General features: G+C 70.3%; 16 protein-coding genes, 1 tRNA gene, 2 pseudogenes and 1 riboswitch. Of the genes and pseudogenes, 8 read left to right on the top strand and 11 right to left on the bottom strand.

The genetic code is table 11. The features are described from left to right. Positions 1-56: 56 nt before the first annotated feature. A complete protein-coding gene (locus MVG78_RS14255; protein ID WP_247552520.1) occupies positions 57-767 on the top strand; it encodes a DUF3515 domain-containing protein in 711 nt (236 codons plus the stop codon). A gap of 82 nt (positions 768-849) precedes the next feature. Further along, positions 850-1,815, top strand: a complete 966-nt coding sequence (locus tag MVG78_RS14250; RefSeq protein ID WP_247552518.1) for a 2-hydroxyacid dehydrogenase — start codon at positions 850-852, stop codon at positions 1,813-1,815. A gap of 13 nt (positions 1,816-1,828) precedes the next feature. Here the strand turns inward: MVG78_RS14250 and MVG78_RS14245 are convergent, their stop codons facing one another. Both MVG78_RS14245 and MVG78_RS14240 read right to left on the bottom strand, forming a co-directional pair. Next, complete coding sequence (locus tag MVG78_RS14245) at positions 1,829-2,704, bottom strand: transglycosylase SLT domain-containing protein (protein ID WP_247552516.1); 876 nt, start codon at positions 2,702-2,704, stop codon at positions 1,829-1,831. A 457-nt stretch (positions 2,705-3,161) separates the two neighbouring features. After that, positions 3,162-3,867 (bottom strand): annotated as a pseudogene (locus tag MVG78_RS14240) (N-formylglutamate amidohydrolase); the annotation flags it as partial. A 92-nt stretch (positions 3,868-3,959) separates the two neighbouring features. Between MVG78_RS14240 and MVG78_RS14235 the strand changes: the two are divergent. Next, positions 3,960-4,034, top strand: a tRNA-Val gene (locus MVG78_RS14235). Positions 4,035-4,221: 187 nt separating this feature from the next. Here MVG78_RS14235 and MVG78_RS14230 read toward each other — a convergent pair. The 3 genes from MVG78_RS14230 to MVG78_RS14220 form a co-directional block, all read right to left on the bottom strand. After that, entirely contained in the window at positions 4,222-5,376 is a 1,155-nt protein-coding gene (locus tag MVG78_RS14230) for a 5-methyltetrahydropteroyltriglutamate--homocysteine S-methyltransferase (RefSeq protein ID WP_247552514.1), read from the bottom strand. A gap of 115 nt (positions 5,377-5,491) precedes the next feature. Continuing rightward, positions 5,492-5,671: riboswitch (cobalamin riboswitch) on the bottom strand. Between the two features lie 141 nt (positions 5,672-5,812). Further along, positions 5,813-6,343, bottom strand: a complete 531-nt coding sequence (gene ahpD, locus MVG78_RS14225) for an alkylhydroperoxidase, AhpD family (protein ID WP_247552512.1) — start codon at positions 6,341-6,343, stop codon at positions 5,813-5,815. A gap of 158 nt (positions 6,344-6,501) precedes the next feature. Continuing rightward, on the bottom strand, positions 6,502-7,056 hold the full coding sequence (locus MVG78_RS14220) for a peroxiredoxin (protein ID WP_247552510.1): 555 nt from the start codon (positions 7,054-7,056) through the stop codon (positions 6,502-6,504). Between the two features lie 173 nt (positions 7,057-7,229). Between MVG78_RS14220 and MVG78_RS22095 the strand changes: the two are divergent. Next, positions 7,230-8,194: pseudogene (locus tag MVG78_RS22095) on the top strand (LysR substrate-binding domain-containing protein). Here the strand turns inward: MVG78_RS22095 and MVG78_RS14210 are convergent. Next, on the bottom strand, positions 8,142-8,816 hold the full coding sequence (locus MVG78_RS14210; protein ID WP_247552508.1) for a class I SAM-dependent methyltransferase: 675 nt from the start codon (positions 8,814-8,816) through the stop codon (positions 8,142-8,144). The pseudogene MVG78_RS22095 and the gene MVG78_RS14210 overlap by 53 nt on opposite strands. 187 nt (positions 8,817-9,003) lie before the next feature. Beyond that, positions 9,004-9,723: a DUF1028 domain-containing protein gene (locus MVG78_RS14205; protein WP_247552506.1), complete on the bottom strand. Its 720-nt coding sequence runs from the start codon at positions 9,721-9,723 to the stop codon at positions 9,004-9,006. Between the two features lie 290 nt (positions 9,724-10,013). Here MVG78_RS14205 and MVG78_RS14200 point away from each other — a divergent pair, with 290 nt between their 5' ends. The 3 genes from MVG78_RS14200 to MVG78_RS14190 all read left to right on the top strand — a co-directional run bounded on the left by MVG78_RS14200 (position 10,014) and on the right by MVG78_RS14190 (position 12,514). Continuing rightward, positions 10,014-10,268, top strand: a complete 255-nt coding sequence (locus MVG78_RS14200) for a hypothetical protein (RefSeq protein ID WP_247552504.1) — start codon at positions 10,014-10,016, stop codon at positions 10,266-10,268. 234 nt (positions 10,269-10,502) lie between these two features. Then, the gene (locus tag MVG78_RS14195; protein WP_247552502.1) at positions 10,503-11,921 is read left to right on the top strand and encodes a L,D-transpeptidase family protein; all 1,419 of its coding nucleotides are present in this window, start codon (positions 10,503-10,505) and stop codon (positions 11,919-11,921) included. Next, on the top strand, positions 11,918-12,514 hold the full coding sequence (locus MVG78_RS14190; protein WP_247552500.1) for a YcbK family protein: 597 nt from the start codon (positions 11,918-11,920) through the stop codon (positions 12,512-12,514). The genes MVG78_RS14195 and MVG78_RS14190 overlap by 4 nt, the downstream gene beginning before the upstream one ends. Before the next feature lie 6 nt (positions 12,515-12,520). Here the strand turns inward: MVG78_RS14190 and MVG78_RS14185 are convergent, their stop codons facing one another. The 4 genes from MVG78_RS14185 to MVG78_RS14170 form a co-directional block, all read right to left on the bottom strand. Continuing rightward, a complete protein-coding gene (locus MVG78_RS14185; RefSeq protein WP_247552498.1) occupies positions 12,521-12,997 on the bottom strand; it encodes a hypothetical protein in 477 nt (158 codons plus the stop codon). Positions 12,998-13,083: 86 nt separating this feature from the next. Next, entirely contained in the window at positions 13,084-13,434 is a 351-nt protein-coding gene (locus MVG78_RS14180) for a hypothetical protein (protein ID WP_247552497.1), read from the bottom strand. Next, positions 13,401-14,147, bottom strand: a complete 747-nt coding sequence (locus tag MVG78_RS14175) for an ImuA family protein (RefSeq protein ID WP_247552495.1) — start codon at positions 14,145-14,147, stop codon at positions 13,401-13,403. The genes MVG78_RS14180 and MVG78_RS14175 overlap by 34 nt, the downstream gene beginning before the upstream one ends. Positions 14,148-14,291: 144 nt before the next feature. Continuing rightward, positions 14,292-14,561, bottom strand: a complete 270-nt coding sequence (locus tag MVG78_RS14170; RefSeq protein ID WP_247552493.1) for a DUF1127 domain-containing protein — start codon at positions 14,559-14,561, stop codon at positions 14,292-14,294. Between the two features lie 92 nt (positions 14,562-14,653). Here MVG78_RS14170 and MVG78_RS14165 point away from each other — a divergent pair, with 92 nt between their 5' ends. Further along, positions 14,654-15,550, top strand: coding sequence for a LysR substrate-binding domain-containing protein (locus MVG78_RS14165; protein ID WP_247552491.1), 897 nt, complete (start codon positions 14,654-14,656; stop codon positions 15,548-15,550). Positions 15,551-15,639 lie beyond the last annotated feature (89 nt).

Below are 15,639 nucleotides of genomic sequence, written 5' to 3'. Positions count from 1 at the left end.
CTGACCGGACCCGCATGCGACCTCCGCGCCCGATGAAACGGGTGACGGAGGTTTCCATGCTTGGCTGGTCGCGGGTGCTGACGGGAATCCTCTGCCTGTCCGCCCCGGCTTCGGTCCTGGCGGCGCCGGCCCCGGATGCTCCCGCAGCCGTCTCCGGCGATGCCGCGCCGGGCGAGGCCCCGGGGGCGACCCAGGACCCTTCCGCGCAGACCCCCGCCACCGGACCGGGTGCGCCTTCCCGGCTGCCGCCCCTGGCCACGCTCTGGAACGCGCTCCCGGCCGAGGCAGGCGGTTTCCGCCGCAAGGAGGTCGAGCAGCCCTCTCCCAGCCCCGAGGGGGTGGAGGGGCTGGTCGCCCGCTATGCCGGGCCTTCCGGCCGCGCCACCGTCTATCTCTATGGCAAGCCCACGGAGACGGTGCCGGACGGGCCTTTCTCTGCCGTGCTGGTGACGGAACTCGCCAGCGAAGCCTCCTATCTGCGGGCCGAGTTGCAGCGCGGCGAGGGCGGCCTTCGCCTGCTGGGCCAGCGCCATGCCGATCTGGGCGTGGCCGGTGGCACGCCGGTGATTTCCTGCGAGGCCTTCGACCTCCAGGCAGGCAAGAAGCGGCAGGAGCAGACGCTGTGCATGAGCGGTGTGGCGGGGCGCATGCTGAAGCTGCACCTGATCACGGAGCCTAAGCCGAAGGAGGAGGAAGAGCTCCGCCGCAACATCGCGCGCTTCGCGGTGGAGATGGTGCGCGCGCTGCACGGAGCCGGGCGCGACTAGGCCGCATCCGCGGCGCGGCCCTGGCGGCGATGGCGATGTGACGCATAATGCCGGCTCCCCCGCCCGAGCAGGAGCCTTGCCGATGGTCGCCCGAATCGTGTTCCTCGACCCTCTGAGCCCCCAGCGCATGGAGGCGCTGAACGAGCTCCTGCCGCCCGGCTTCTCGATCTTCACCACCACGGCGCGGGACGAGGCGACCCAGACCGCCGCGATCGCCGAGGCCGAGTATGCGATCTCCGGCGACGTGCCGGTGACCGGCGCGATGATGCGCGCCGCGAAGCAGCTCAAGGGCGTCCACAAATGGGGTGTCGGCATCGACAATTTCGACCTCGACACGGCGCGCGAGCTTGGCATCCGCATCATGCGCACCACCGGCAGCAACGCGGTGCCGGTAGCCGAGACGGCGCTGGCGATGATGATGGCCACGGCCCGCGGCCTCCTGCCCGGGCACAAGGGGCTGGAGCGCGGCGAATGGCTCAAGGGCGCCGTGGGGCAGCACTGCTTCATGCTCAGCGGCAAGACCGTCGGCATCGTCGGGCTGGGCTATATCGGCAAGAGCCTGGCGCGCATCCTGCGCGGCTTCTCCTGCCGCGTCCTGTACAGCAAGCCGAACCGGCTGGACCCGGCGGAGGAGGCGGAACTCGGCGTCGAGCATGTGCCCTTCGAGACGCTGCTGCGGGAATCCGACATCATCTCGCTGCATTGCGCGCTGACGCCGCAGACGCGCGGCCTGTTCGCCGCGCCGCAGTTCCGGGCGATGAAGAAGACCGCCGTGCTGGTCAATGTCGCCCGTGGCGGCGTGGTGGTGGAAGCCGATCTGGTCGAAGCCCTGCGCACCGGCGAGATCCAGGCCGCGGGCGTCGATGTCTTCGAGACCGAGCCGGTGCCGGCGGACCATCCGCTGCTGCACATGGAGAACGTGATCGTCACGCCGCATATCGGCGCCGCCGCCCGCGACAACTTCGCCGCCACGGTCAGCCGCATGTACCGCAACATCGCCAGCGTCGAGCATGGCGAACCGGTTGCGCCGCTCGATCTGGTGGTCTGACGCCGGGCCGGGCTCAGCCCCGGCCCGCGGCGGGCATGCGGGTGGCCAGCGGGATCGGGATGGCGCGATAGGCGGCCAGCCCGCGCCCAGCGGATGCCCCGCCCGGCGTGGCGCCGCCCAGCCCTGCCCCGGCGAGGGGCGCGCGGTTCACCACCGCCGGCGCCCCGGCATAGGGCACGCCGCCGAAGGGCAGGCTGCGTCCCACGGGCTGGCCCCCCATGGGTTGGCCCCCCATGGGTTGGCCCATCGTGAGGCGCGGCGTCGCGGCGGCCATCATTCGCCCAGAAGGAGTCCAGCCGGGATTCCAGGCCGGGGCCAGCCCGGCCTCGCGCCGCGCTTCCGGGAGTTGTGCCTCCACCGCCGCGAGATAGGCGGCGGCCCGGTCCGGCGTGTTGCTGTGGTAGTTCGCTGCCGAGCGCATCCAGTCCCCGCGCGTGGCATTCAGGTCCTTCAGGAAGCGGGCGGCGTAGCGGGCATTGGCCAGGGGGTCGAAGGCTTCCTCCAGGCTGGCGAAGGCATTGGGGTGGTGGTGCAGGTTGATCTGCATGCAGCCCACATCGATCAGCCGCATGCCATCGCCCCGAAGCTGCCGCACCTCGGCAACCGCTTCCGCCTTGGTGCGGAAAAACTTGCCGCGCCCTTCCGCATTCATCGTCCAGGGCCAGGGGCCGCGCTCGCCGGTTTCCTGGTCCCGCCGCCCCGATTCCACCCGCCCGATGGCGGCCAGGAGCCCCGTTGGCAGGCCGTATTCCCGTTCCGCCGAGGCGATCGCGGTCCGGCAAAGGGTGGAGGGGGACGGGCCAAGGGACGGACCGGGGGATTGGGCCCGGGCTCCCGCCATGCTGGCGAGAAAGATCAGGAGGAAGGTCAGGCAGCGGAGCATGGCCATCCAAAAGCGAGGTCCGTGCCAGTACTTCCAGCCTCCGCCAGAGGCCCGGAACAGGCCAACGTTCCGGCTTTGTGCTGCGCGGGTGGCTGGTCTGACCAGGGTTCATGCTGCGGCGCGCAAAAATGCTTGCGAACAGGTGTTTGGAAGGCTAATTTCCGTCGTGCAGCAACACGGTGATTCCCGGTTGTTTGCCTTTCTTGGACGTTTCCTCCCTAAACTCGGCGGTGCTTTCGGGCACCGCCTTTCTTTTTGCCTGGACCACCGCAGGCCCCTTCGGGCGGGCCGGGGGTCAGCGGCCCAGGAAGCTCCAGTCCGTCTCGGAAAGCCTTTGCAGCAGCGTCGTCATGCGCTGCCGCAGCGTCTCCATGGCGGGCAGGGGGGCGATCCGCCGCTCATCCATGTACAGGCCGCGCGAGATCTCGATCTGCAGCGCATGCACATGCTGGCGGGGCCGGCCGTAATGGCGGGTCACATAGCCGCCGGCATAGGGATCGTTCCGCCGGACGCGATAGCCCAGCGACAGCAGCACATCCTCCACCGCGCGAGTCGCGCGGGGAGCAGGCGGTGCCATGCGCATCGCCCAGGATCATGTCCGTGCGCCCCGCGGCGGGAACGCTGGAGGGCATGGAATGGCAGTCGATCAGCAGGCAGCAGCCGAAGCGGTGCCGCGTCTCCTCGATCAGCGAGGCCAGGGCGCCATGATAGGGCTCCCACAGGTTCTGCACCCGGTCCATCGCCTCGGTGAAGCGCAGGCGGCGGTCATAGACATTCTCCCCCGTGCCGGTGACGCGGGCGATGGTGCCCAGCCCGGCCCCGACCCGGGGGGAGGCGGTGTTCACCCATTCCGGCAGGGGCTCGTCGAACATGCCGGGGTCCAGCTCCCAGGGCTCGCGATTCGCGTCGCAATAGACGCGGGGAAAGGTCGCGGCGAGGAGCGGAGCACCGAAATCCGGAGCCGCCGCGAAGATCTGGTCCACGAAGCTGTCCTCCGACCGCCGCAGCGTCAGGGGGTCCAGCCGCGTGCTGCGCAGCAGGTCGGGCGGATAGTTCCGTCCGGAATGCGGCGAGGCGAAAACCAGCGGAATGGCCTGGTGCCCGGGCCGCGAGAGAATGAAGGGCGGCTCGGTCAGCGGCGCGACATTCTCAGGCGGCGGCAGATCCATCCCGGCTTTCTTACATGCCGCGATGCGGAACGTCACGCGCGGCATCTTGCTAAACCCCTCAGGCCGCGATACAGGGGCGCCACACCGCGAGAGGGCGCGTAGCTCAGCGGGAGAGCGTCCCCCTGACACGGGGAAGGTCACAGGTTCAATCCCTGTCGCGCCCACCACGAACTTCCTGAAAAGCATGAATTTTGAGCGGAACATAGCCACCGCGCCGCGTCATGGCCCGGCTCTGGCCCGTTTCCGGCTGCCCCGCGCTTGCCGCAGGTCTGGCATGGCCACCGGCGTCCCACCGTTGCCCTCGCGGCCATGCCTCCAGGAAAGCGGGGCGGACGCCCCGCCCCTATTCCGTCCTCAGCGGCCCCAGACCTCCTCGGCCAGCTCGGCGCAGAGCCGCAGCTTGGCCCATTGCTGCTCCTCGGAGAGCTTGTTCCCCTCCTGGGTGCTGGCGAAGCCGCATTGCGGGCTGATGGCGAGCTGCTCCAGCGGCAGGAACTTCGCGGCCTCGTCGATGCGGCGCTTCAGCTCGTCCTTGCTTTCCAGCGCGCCGTTCTTGCTGGTGACGATTCCCAGCACGACGATCTTCTTCCCGCGCGGCACGAAGCGCAGCGGCTCGAAGCCCCCCGAGCGCTCGTCGTCGAACTCCATGAAATAGGCGTCGATGTCGATGGCGTTGAACAGCACCTCGGCCACCGGCTCATAGCCGCCGGAGGCGACGAAGGTGGATTGGAAGTTGCCCCGGCAGAGATGCATGCTCATCGCCATGCCGGGTGGCCGCGCGCGCGTGGCGCGGTTGATCATGCCGGCATAGATGTCGAGCAGCCCTTCCACATGCTCGCCACGCCGCTTCAGCCCCTCGATCTGCTCCGGATCGCAGAGATAGGCGATGTTCACCTCGTCGAGTTGGAGATAGCGGCAACCGGCGGCGTGGAAGGACTTCACCGCCTCCTCATAGGTCCGGCCGAGATCGTCGAAGAACCCGTCCATGTCCGGATAGACGTCGCGCGCGATCGCCTCCCGCCCGCCGCGGAAATGCACCACGCTGGGGGAGGGGATGGTCTGCTTGGCGATGGCGTTGCAGGTGCAGCCGGCGGTGAAGCGGAAATCCTGGATCATGCTGGGCTTCCAGCCGATCCTGCCATTCACCCGCAGCTTGTGGCCGAGCGTCGCGCCCTTGAACTGGACCTTGTCCTCGGGCTCGTAGATCTCGATCCCGTCCAGCCCGCCGAGGAAGTCGTAATGCCAGTAGGCACGGCGGTACTCGCCATCCGTGGCGGCGCGCAGGCCGATCGATTCCTGCTTCGCCACCACCCGGGCGATCTGCTCGTCCTCCACGGCGCGCAGGGCCTCGGCGGAAAGCCTGCCCTCGGCGTGGGCCTGACGGGCCTCACGCAGTGCGGCGGGGCGCAGCAGGCTGCCGACATGATCGGCACGGAAGGAGGGGAAGGCGGGGGGCTGGCAGGGCCGGCCATCGCTCCCGGTGCGGGAAGTGGCTTCGCTGATGGACATGGGGTCTTCTCCTGACGTCTTCTGTCATCGCGGCCAGGCATTCCGGCCCGCATCCCGTCCCCGGGGCAGGCCCTCGTCCCTTCTTCTCCGCCGGAACACCCCGTCCGGCGTGGTCGCGCTGACGTCACCGATGGCAGGTCTCCTGGCTCGCGCGTCATCACCATCCGCCGCCTTCCCGGGGGCGAGCCCGGTGGCCTCTGGCGGTGGCTCGGCGCTGACAGTTGCGGGGGCAGCCATGGCTTCGCACCATGTTCCCGTTTTAATCCGCGAGGGAACCATCGCCCCCCGGTGTAGGGGAGGCGGCGCGGCCCGGTCAAACGGCCCGGCAAGGAGTCGGGGCGACAGGCTGGAACGGAAAAAGGCCGGCACCGGTCCCGGCACCGGCCTTTCCCCATGGGCATTTCCCGACGATCCGCCCGGAAGGCGGGAAGGGTGGTCAGCCCGCCAGCGCGGCCTCGCCATCCAGCACCGCCGCCACCGCATGCACCACCGAGGCGATGCGGATGGAAGCCTGCACCTGCTCCTGGGTGATGCCGTGCTGGCGCACCACCTTCTCATGGCTCTCCATGCACATGCCGCAGCCGTTGATGGCGGAGACGGCGAGCGACCAGAGCTCGAAATCCACCTTTTCCACGCCCGGCCGCGCCATGACGTTCATGCGCAGCTTGGCCGGCATGGTGGCGTAGTCGCCATGCACCAGATGCGTGAAGCGATAATAGACGTTGTTCATGCCCATGATCGCCGCCGCCGCCTTGGCCGCGTTCAGCGCCTCGGGCGACAGCTTCGGGCCGAACTCGTCGGTGATGTTCTTCGTCACCACGGCGTTGCGCGAGGCAAGCGCGCTGGCAATGAAGGTACCGGCCAGCTGCTGCTCCGTCAGGAGCGTCTCGGCGGCGAGCGAGCCGAGGTTCAGCTTCAGGTCCTTGGCGTATTCGGGCAGCATGTTGCGCAGGGCGTCGAGCGACATCCTGTGAACTCCTCTCCGTTCGTGTTCGGTGGGCGGAACCGGCCTTCATGGAGGCGTTCAGGCACCTGGTTCCCGCGGGTTTCGCGGAACGGCCGGCTCGGCACACCGTCCCCGGGGGCGCGAGCCCCCGGAGTGCGGTCAGTCCGTGGAAGCGGGCCTCAGGCGGCCGGCTTCAGGACCTCTTCGCCCTGCTTCCAGTTGCAGGGGCACAGCTCGTCCGTCTGCAGCGCGTCGAGGACGCGAAGCACTTCCTGCGGGTTGCGGCCGACATTCAGGTCGTTGACGGAGGCGAAGCGAATGATCCCCTCCGGGTCCACGATGAAGGTCGCGCGCAGGGCCACGCCGGCGTTCTTGTCGAGGATGCCGCAGGCGGTCGACAGCTCGCGCTTGATGTCGGCGAGCATGGCGAAGGGCAGATCCTTCAGGTCGGCATGGTGCGTGCGCCAGTTCATGTGCACGAACTCGCTGTCGATCGACACGCCATAGACGACGGCGTCACGGTCGTTGAAATCCGTGTTCAGCTTGCCGAAGGCCACGATCTCCGTCGGGCAGACGAAGGTGAAGTCCTTCGGCCAGAAGAAGACGATCTTCCACTTGCCGGCATCGGAGGCATCGGAGATCTCGGTGAAGGCGGTGTTCATGTTCAGCCCCTCGGGGCCACCCTTCACGGCGGTCAGCTTGAAGGACGGGAACTTGTCGCCGACGGTCAGCATGCAGTGATCCTCTTCCCAAAGATTTCGGTCGCGTCCGGAGGGGGCCGGGAAGGCGATTCCCACCCGGTCCATCCGGCCGGAGGCTGATTCCGCCCCCGCGCCGGCCCTGGGTATGACGCAGGTGCAGCAAGGGTTCAAATGAATAGTTTTCGCCCTTATGATCGACTGCGCCGATGACCGCCTATCCCAGCCCACAGCAGCTCCGCTACCTCGCCGCCCTCGCGGATCATGGCCATTTCGGCCGCGCCGCCTCCGCCTGCGCTGTCAGCCAGTCCACCCTTTCGGCCGGGATCATCGCCCTGGAGCGGCAGCTCGCCACGGCGATCCTGGACCGTGGCTCCTCCAAGCGGCCCGCCTTCACCCAGGTGGGCCTCGAGATCGTGCAGCGGGCGCGGGACGCGCTGGCCGCGCTCTCGGCGGTGGCGGAAACCGCGGCCACGGCGCATGACCCGCTCAGCGGCCCGCTGCGCTTCGGCCTGATCCCCACCGTGGGGCCTTTCCTGCTGCCACGGCTGATGCCGGCCCTGCGCGCGGCCTTCCCACGCCTGCGACTCTGGCTGCGGGAGGATCTGACTCAGAATCTGGTGGCCGATCTGGAGGGGGGCGACTCGACCTGCTGCTCCTGGCGCTGCCCGTGGCCTCGGCCGACCGGCTGGACGTGATGCCGCTGACGGAGGACCCGTTCCTGGCCGCCTTGCCACCCGGGCATCGGCTGGCCACGCGCAACGCCCTGCCGGCCTCGGCCCTGTCCGGCGACAGGCTGCTGTTGCTGGAGGACGGCCATTGCCTGCGGGAGCATGCCCTGGCCGCCTGCAACCTGCCGGGACCGACCGGCGGCGACAGCTTCGCCGCCACCACGCTGCACACGCTGGTGCAGATGGTGGCCGGCGGGCTCGGCGTCACGCTGCTGCCCCGGCTGGCGGTGGAGGGCGGCGTGCTGGCCGGGGCGAATGTGGAACTGCGCCCGGTCGAGGATGCGCCAGGCCGGATGCTGGGCCTGGCCTGGCGGGCCCGCTCCCCGCGCGCCAGCGAGTTCAAGGGCCTGGCCACCACGATCCGGGAAACCCTGGAGACGGGTGGCGGGCTCAGTGGCCTAGCTGGAATTCCACCAGCAGCGGGTGATCCGGCCCTCGCTTGAGCACCCGCTCCGGCAGTGCTCCGCCGAAGTCGCGCGGCCGCCATTCCCGGCAGGCCAGCGGGCGGAGGCCCAGCGCCGTGAAGGTGTTCAGATAATCGGCGAAGCCATGTGCCACTGTTGGCATGTGGATCTCCCGCCCGCCAGCCTGGAAATGCGCGCTGGTCCCGCCGAGCGAAAGGAAGGGATGGATCTCGACGATCCGGATCTCCCCTCGCGGGCGCAGCAGGCGGCGTGCTTCCCGCAAGGGTGGCAGGAGATCGGCCATGTGTTCCAGCGACAGGCAGAACAGGGCCAGATCCGCCGAGGCATCCGGCAGCGCCACCGGCTGGCTCATGTCATGGCGCAGCAGGTGGACATCCGGGCTGCGTTGGCGCGCCTGCTCCAGCATCCCGGCGGACAGGTCGAGCCCGGTCAGCCCCGCCGCGCCCCCGGCCCGCAGCCGCGCCAGGTTGCGGCCGGTGCCGCAGCCGAACTCCACCACGTCGCGGCCCCGGACCTCGCCGGCGAGTCCTTCCACGATCCGGCTGGCCCCGAAGACCATCGGGTTGTCCTGCGTGTCATAGGTCCCGGCCCAGAGGTCGTAGGCCGCGGCCACCGGAAGAAAGGAGGATCGTTCCGTCATCTGGATTGCCCCGAAGGAAAGGGCAGGCGCATCCCGGGACGTCGGGTGCCGGGCCTGCGCGGTGCCTTATGGCAGGGAGCCGCCCCGTCACGGGGCAAGTAGTTTTCCGGGTCCGGGACCCGTTCAGCTCCGCCAGAGCGGAACGAAGCTACAACCGGAAGGCGGCGGCCGGCAATGACCGTGCCGCTCAGCGTGGAAAGCGCAGGTCCAGGCCGCGTTCGATCCAGCGGGCCTCGATCGTGTCGAGATCAGTCAGGCCGGCCGGATTGGCCTTGCGCGGCGCGTCGGCGAGATGCGGCTCGCGCTGGCGCTCCCAGAGGCCGAGCAGCCGCCGCAACTCCGTCAGCGGTTCCACATGGTCGTCCACCCGGAGGTCCAGGTCCGGGAAATCCTCGGTGGACACCATCATCAGGGCGGCGGACTGGCGGCCGCGCCGGTCGCCGCCCGCAGCCTCGCCAGCCATCAGGGCCTGCACCAGCCGGCGGGGCAGGGACAGGCTGCCATGCACGGTGAAGGCGGCCTCGGTGTCCTGCAGCACCGCCGGTCCCGCCAGCATGTTGCCGGCGAAGGACACGTGCGGCGCCCCGTTATGCCCTGCCCAGGCGACGCAGTGCCGCCCGGTCCAGGCAGCCACGCGACCCTGGCGGTCCACAGCATGGATCTGGCGCAGCTCCCGCCCGTCATCCCCGGCCAGCGCCTGCTCGATCGCGGCGGCCGGATGCAGCCCGGCCTGGATCCCGTCCAGCACGGCGGGGCCGAGATAGCGGTTGGTGAAGGACTGCGTGGACACCGCCCCGACCCCCGCCCGCACGAAAGGGCAGGAGGCCCCCACGGCGAGATTGCAGGTGGTCACGGCCACGGCGAAGGTCTTCCGATGCGGGTCGTGCGCGACAATGGACCAGGTCACGGCGCAATCTCGTTCCCTGCGAAGGGAGAATCCTTCCGCAGCGCAGCGAAATCTATTCCGTCTCCTCCGAGGCGCGCCAGCGCCGGCGGGGGGAACGGCGTGGGAAAATTTCCGGCGCATGGGATGAATACGCGCCGGATCCCCCTGAACGGTTGATTCAAGTTATTCGACCGCCATCGGAAATTTAGCCGCTGGACCGATAAAGGATGATGGCGTGAAAAACTTGTGGCACCATCCCGTCCACGGCCCGTTCCCGAACGAGGATCGGGGTCAGATTGAGGATCAGGACGGTGAGCGACGCGATCTCACACAAGGACGGCCTGGCACCGCTCGGCCAGCCTGATCCGGACGATGCCACCGATGGGATGGCGACACCGGAAGCCCTGCCCAGGCCGGCCGACCCGCTCACGCCGCGGCCGTCCTATCACCCCGAGGAAGGGGCGCCGGACCCGCGCAGCGAGTGGTTCGGCATCGCCCGGGCCCTGCTTTACGCGCTGGCGGTGATGGCCTTCCTGACCTGGCTGATCTTCCTCTGGGTCGGATGAAGCCGGGCCGGTCCGCCTGATGCGAGGGCGCGGCTAAAGGACTCCGGCAGCGGCCCGCCATGTTGCGTCATGTTTCCGCTGCGTCGCCGCGGAAGTCTCCGGCTTGGCAGGCCCGGCCCGGCCCGGCTATCCCCTGGACATGCGCCGACGCGATTTCTCCCTGGCTCTCATGGGCAGTGCCATGCCGTTGCTGGCGCCGGGGGAAGGCTGGGCGGCTATCCGGCCTCGGCCGCGGTGAGCCATGCCGCGCCGGCCGCATTGCAGCGCCTGGCGGAGCGCCTGCACCGGCTGGAGGAAGACGGGCTCAACCCCGCCGACTACGCCATTCCCACCGAGGCTGCCGTCGCCGCCGATCCCGCCGCCCAGGCGCCGGGGCTGATGCGCGCCGCCTCGGCCGCGCTGTCCGATCTCCTGCTGGGGCGGCTGCGCCTGCCCACCAACCGCCCCGACATCCTGCGCGACCCCGCCGTCATCCCGATGCCGCGCTGGCAGTTGGACCTGCTGGGCGCCGCCGATCCGGCCTCGGTGATCGACCGGGCGGCCCTCGTGCATCCCGAGGCTGCGCTCCTGAAGGCCGAACTGGCCAAGGCGCGCGCCATCGTCGCGGCAGGTGGCTGGCCCCGCGTCCCGGGCGGCGGCACGCTCGATCCCGGCGCCAGCGACGCGCAGCGCGTACCGGCGCTGCGGGCACGGCTCGCCGTGGTGGACCCGGTGCTGGCCACCGCGCCAGTGGAAGGGACGGGCGAGGTCTATGACGAGGCGCTGGCCGCCGCCCTGCGCCGCTGGCAGGAGGAACAGGGGCTGGAGGCCGATGGCCGCCTCGGGCCGATCACCCTGGCACAGCTCAACCGCCCGGCCTCGCAGCGGGTGGACCAGCTCCGCGTCGCGCTGGACATGCGCCGCGCCGCGCCGCGCCCGCCCGCGGGCCGCCGGATCGAGGTGAACATCCCCGATTTCCGGCTCTTCGTGCTGGAGGGGAACCGGACCCTGTCGCGGATGAATGTGGTGGTCGGCCGCCCCGACCGCGCCACGCCGCTGCTGCGGGTCTCGATGACCACGGTGCAGTTCAACCCGCCCTGGGGCGTGCCCGCGCGCAACGCGCGCGAGGACCTGCTGCCGAAGTTCCGGCGCGACCCCAAGGCGATGGTGGCCAAGGGCTTCCGCCTCTTCACCACGATCGGCGGGGAGCGCGTGGAGGTCGATCCGACCACGGTCGACTGGGCCCATATCCGGCCCGACAACTTCCCCTATTCGGTGCGCCAGGATGCCGGGGATTCCAGCGCGCTCGGACGGCTGAAATTCATCATGCCCAACAACGACGACATCTACCTGCACGACACGCCGGACCGCTGGGCCTTCAACCGGCCCGACCGCGCCTTCTCGTCCGGCTGCATCCGACTGGAGCGACCCATGGAACTTCTCGACCTTGCCATGGATGGCATGGGCTGGGACCGGGAGCGCATGCAGCGCACCTTCGACACCCGGCAGACGATCAACGTGCCCCTGAAGCGATCCATCCCGGTGCGGCTGGTCTATACGACCGCCGTGGTGGAGGAAGGGCGTCTGCGACTGCGCCCCGACATCTACGGCCTCGACGCCGCCTATGCGCGGGAGATGGACCGCAGCACCCCGCGCGTGGCGGCCGCCCGATGAGCCATCGCCCGCGCCTCGACTGCCCCTGCTGCGTGGACGAGGCCCGCAGCCCCGCCTTCCGCCGGCGGGAGGTGATCCGCGCCGCGCTGGGCGGCCTTGCCTGCGCCACCGTCGCCACGCCCGTGCTGGCCGATTCCGGCCCGCCGCGCGTGCTGCGCATCCAGCGCGCCTATGCCGAGACGGACGACCAGTTCGAGGGCGTGTACTGGGAGAATGGCCGCTACGTCCGCACCGCACTGCAGAAACTGGACTATGTGCTGCGCGACCTGCCGACCGAGGAGGTGACGCCGATGGACCCGCGCCTCTTCGACGTGCTGCATGCGGTGGCGCAGCAGATGGATTCCAGCGAGCCCTTCCAGGTGATCAGCGGCTACCGGGCGCCGGAGCGCAACGCCAACCTGGCGCGGCAGTCGCGCCGCGTGTCCACCGCCTCGCTGCACATGTCCGGCATGGCGGCGGATGTGCGCCTGCCGGACCGCGATTCCTATGCCATGGCGCGGCTGGCGGCGGAGATGCAGATGGGCGGCGTCGGCCTGTACCGCCGCGACGGCTTCGTGCACCTGGATTGCGGCCAGCCGCGCCGCTGGGGCTGACGGGGATCAGCCCATCCGGCCCCGCCCGGCGGGGCCGGCTGTCGCGCGCCGCATCGGATGCGTCAGGCGCAGCCCGGCATGCCGCAGGATCTGCCCGAGCGCCACGGCGGCGGCCAGGGCCGCGCCGGCCCGGGGCATGGGTGCCAGGCGCAGGAAGATCGCCAGCGCCTCCCGCCGCGAGCCGCGCTGCGCCAGGGCAAGGGCCAGCAGCAGCGTCGCCTCGCCCGGCAGGACCCGGGGGCTGAGCAGGCAGCCCATCCCGGACGGGGCGCCGAGCTGGCGCAGCGCCTTGTCCAGATCGTCCCGTGCCGCGCCGATCCCGAGCGTCGCCAGCGGCGCCTGCATCGCCATGGCGGGCATCCCCCCTTGCCGGGCGGCCTCCGACCAGCGCCGGATGGCGTCCAGCAGCACGGCCTCCGGTTCCGGCAATTCCTCCGGCGCGATTCCGAGCCAGGGCCAGCTGGGCAGTCCTTGAGTCGCCATCTCGGCCTCCTGCGCGTCGCGGAGAGGCAGCTTGGGCCAGATGAGAACCGATCTCAAACAGCTTTCGGGTCTCGCGGTCGGGTTTTTCAGTGGAAATCCCGCGAGCGGCCCAAACGGGGGATGGCCCGGGGGAGGGATGCTGGCGGGGCGGGCAGCCGCGGATCGCCGCGCCCGCCGGGCAGGTCGAGCCGGTGCAGCCCGTCCAGCATCGCGGAATGATCCTCCAGCCGCCGCACGATCAGGTGCGGGATCGGGACGGCGCCGCTGTCCTCGCGCTCCAGCCGCTCGGTGGCGAGGCGCGGCAGGTGCGGCGCCAGGAAACGCCGGGTTGCGGGGAGGGAGTCCGTCTCCTCTCCCTGTGCCGCATCGGCGGCGAGGCTGGGCGGTTCCGTGGCCCCCGGTTTCAGGCAAGGCGGGCGGCAGGCACGTCGTCGCATACCGCATCCTTCTCGGAAAGGTTCTCGGGGATCAGCGTTTCGCTGGCCGGGCGCCAGGCGACATCCCAGCGGGCGGGGCGGGCGTTCCGGGCACGCAGCAGCTCCAGCCGCCATTGCGGGTCGCCCAGGTCATGCCGCGACAGGCCGGTGCCGGCCCGGCCGGACACGCGCCAGCGGGTGAGGGCCATGCCGGGGCCCGCTTCCTCCGTATCCTCGTGCAGCAGCAGGCCGATGCCGCCGCCGGTCTCGGCCGCGAGCTGCAGGCGGCGGGCGGCGGTGTCGTCCGGCCGGTGGCCGGCGAGCAGCACGCCACCGACGGCCGGGCAGCGCAGCGCTTCCTCGGCGGCCCAGAGGGCATCCACCGCCTGCTCCGCCCGCACCAGGATCAGCCGCGCATGCGGCAGGCCGAAGCGGGACAGGCCGGGCGGCCAGGCATCGGGGGAGGGGGCGATCCAGAACACCGTGCCGCCGCTGCGTGCCAGGAGCAGGGCGGCAAAGCCGGTGGCGGCGCCCGAACTGCTCTGCAGGATCTCGTGCAGCGCGGCGCGGGGCAGGCCGGCACTGCCAGGGAGGGCGGCATCGATTGCCGGGGTCAAGGAGATGGCCGCGCCATTCCCGCGATCCTGCTGCCGGGCCAGGGCCTCGGCCGCCCCCGCGCGCTCCATGCGCGACACACGGGCACGCAGGGCGGCGAGGAGGGTGGGCCTGTCCATCGGGGGGCTCATGGACAAGGGTACCGACTCCGGGGTTATTGTTCCCTTTATGTTCGCTTGAACGGCAGATTCGGGTCAAGCATGGCGGAATCGGTGGGGGGCAGAAAGCGGCGATCCCGATCCGGTGCGGGATCGCCGGGTGGGTCAGCCGCGGCGGCGCGGCTCCAGATCCCAGGCCGGACGCGCGGCTTCGGTCAGAGCCTCGCTACGGCTGATGCCGATATCGGACAGCATGCGATCATCCATCTCGGCCAGATAGCGGCGGCTTTCGATGGCATGGCAGGCGCGTGCCAGGAAGGCCATGGCATTCCGGATGACACCTGGCCGCGCCCCCGGTTGCACGGAGCCCCGGCCGCGGGCGGCGGCCGTGCAGGCACCGGTGGCGAAGCTGTTGCGTGCGAGATGGGCGGACATGGAGGTCGTTCCCGTGTTGGACGACCTCCATATGTTCCATCCCGGCGCTTGAAGGAAACGAGTTGTTTTGACGTTCCGCATCAAGGATATTGATGTCCATGTTCGGCCTGCCGCCCGGGATCGATCCCGACCTGCTGCGCTCCTTCGTGCTGGTGGCCGAAGGTGGCAGCGTCACACGTGCCGCCCAGTCCGTGGGCCGCACGCAATCCGCCGTCTCCATGCAGATGCGCCGGCTGGAGGAACTGCTGGGGCAGCCCCTGCTGGCGCGCGGGCCGCGCGGCTTCCTGCCGACGCAGCATGGTGCCTGGCTGCTGGACCGGGCGCGGCGTCTGCTGGAACTGAATGACGAGATCGTGGCCGGCTTCCGCACGCCGGAGCTGGCGGGACGAGTGCGGCTGGGCTCACCGGACGACTATGCGCTGATCTGGCTGCCGGAGATCCTGTCACGCTTCGCCCAGTCGCATCCGGCGGTGGAGATCGAGATCGTCTGCCTGCCCAGCACCGACCTCCTGCGCTGCTTCGACGCGGGAGAATTGGACCTGACCCTCTTCTCCGCCGGCAACGAGGCGCCGGGCGTGCTGTCCGAGCGCCTCTGGCGCGGGCCTCTGCACTGGGTGGGGGCGACGGACCTGCCCGTGCATCTGCGGCGCCCCCTGCCGGTGGCGCTATGCGTCGAGGACTGCCCCTGGAGCCGTGCGGCGGTCAAGGCGCTGAATGATTCGGACCTGCCCTGGCGCATGGCCTATCATTCGGCCTCGCAAACCGGCACGCATGCCATCGCCCTGGCGGGCCTCGCGGTGACCATGGGGCTATCGGGGATGCTGCCAGCCGGGCTGCGCGTGCTGGGCGAGGAGGATGGGCTGCCGCGCCTGCCGGATTTCGAGGTGGCGATGCGGGTGCGGCACAGCGTGCCACTGGCGGAGCGTCTGGGGCGGCATATCTCCGACAGCTTCCGGATGCAGTTGCAGAGCCTGTCCAACGCCGCCTGAGCCGGTGTTGCGGCCTGCCGGAGCCGGGCACATAGAGCGCATCCCGGGCCGGCGGATGTGCCGGGCGGGATGGTGGGGTGGGGCGAGAG

It is taken from the genome of Roseomonas gilardii subsp. gilardii (assembly GCF_023078375.1).
Classification (GTDB): domain Bacteria; phylum Pseudomonadota; class Alphaproteobacteria; order Acetobacterales; family Acetobacteraceae; genus Roseomonas; species Roseomonas gilardii.
Note: the sequence above shows the minus strand (reverse complement) of the source record. Positions and strands in the feature narration are given on the sequence as shown.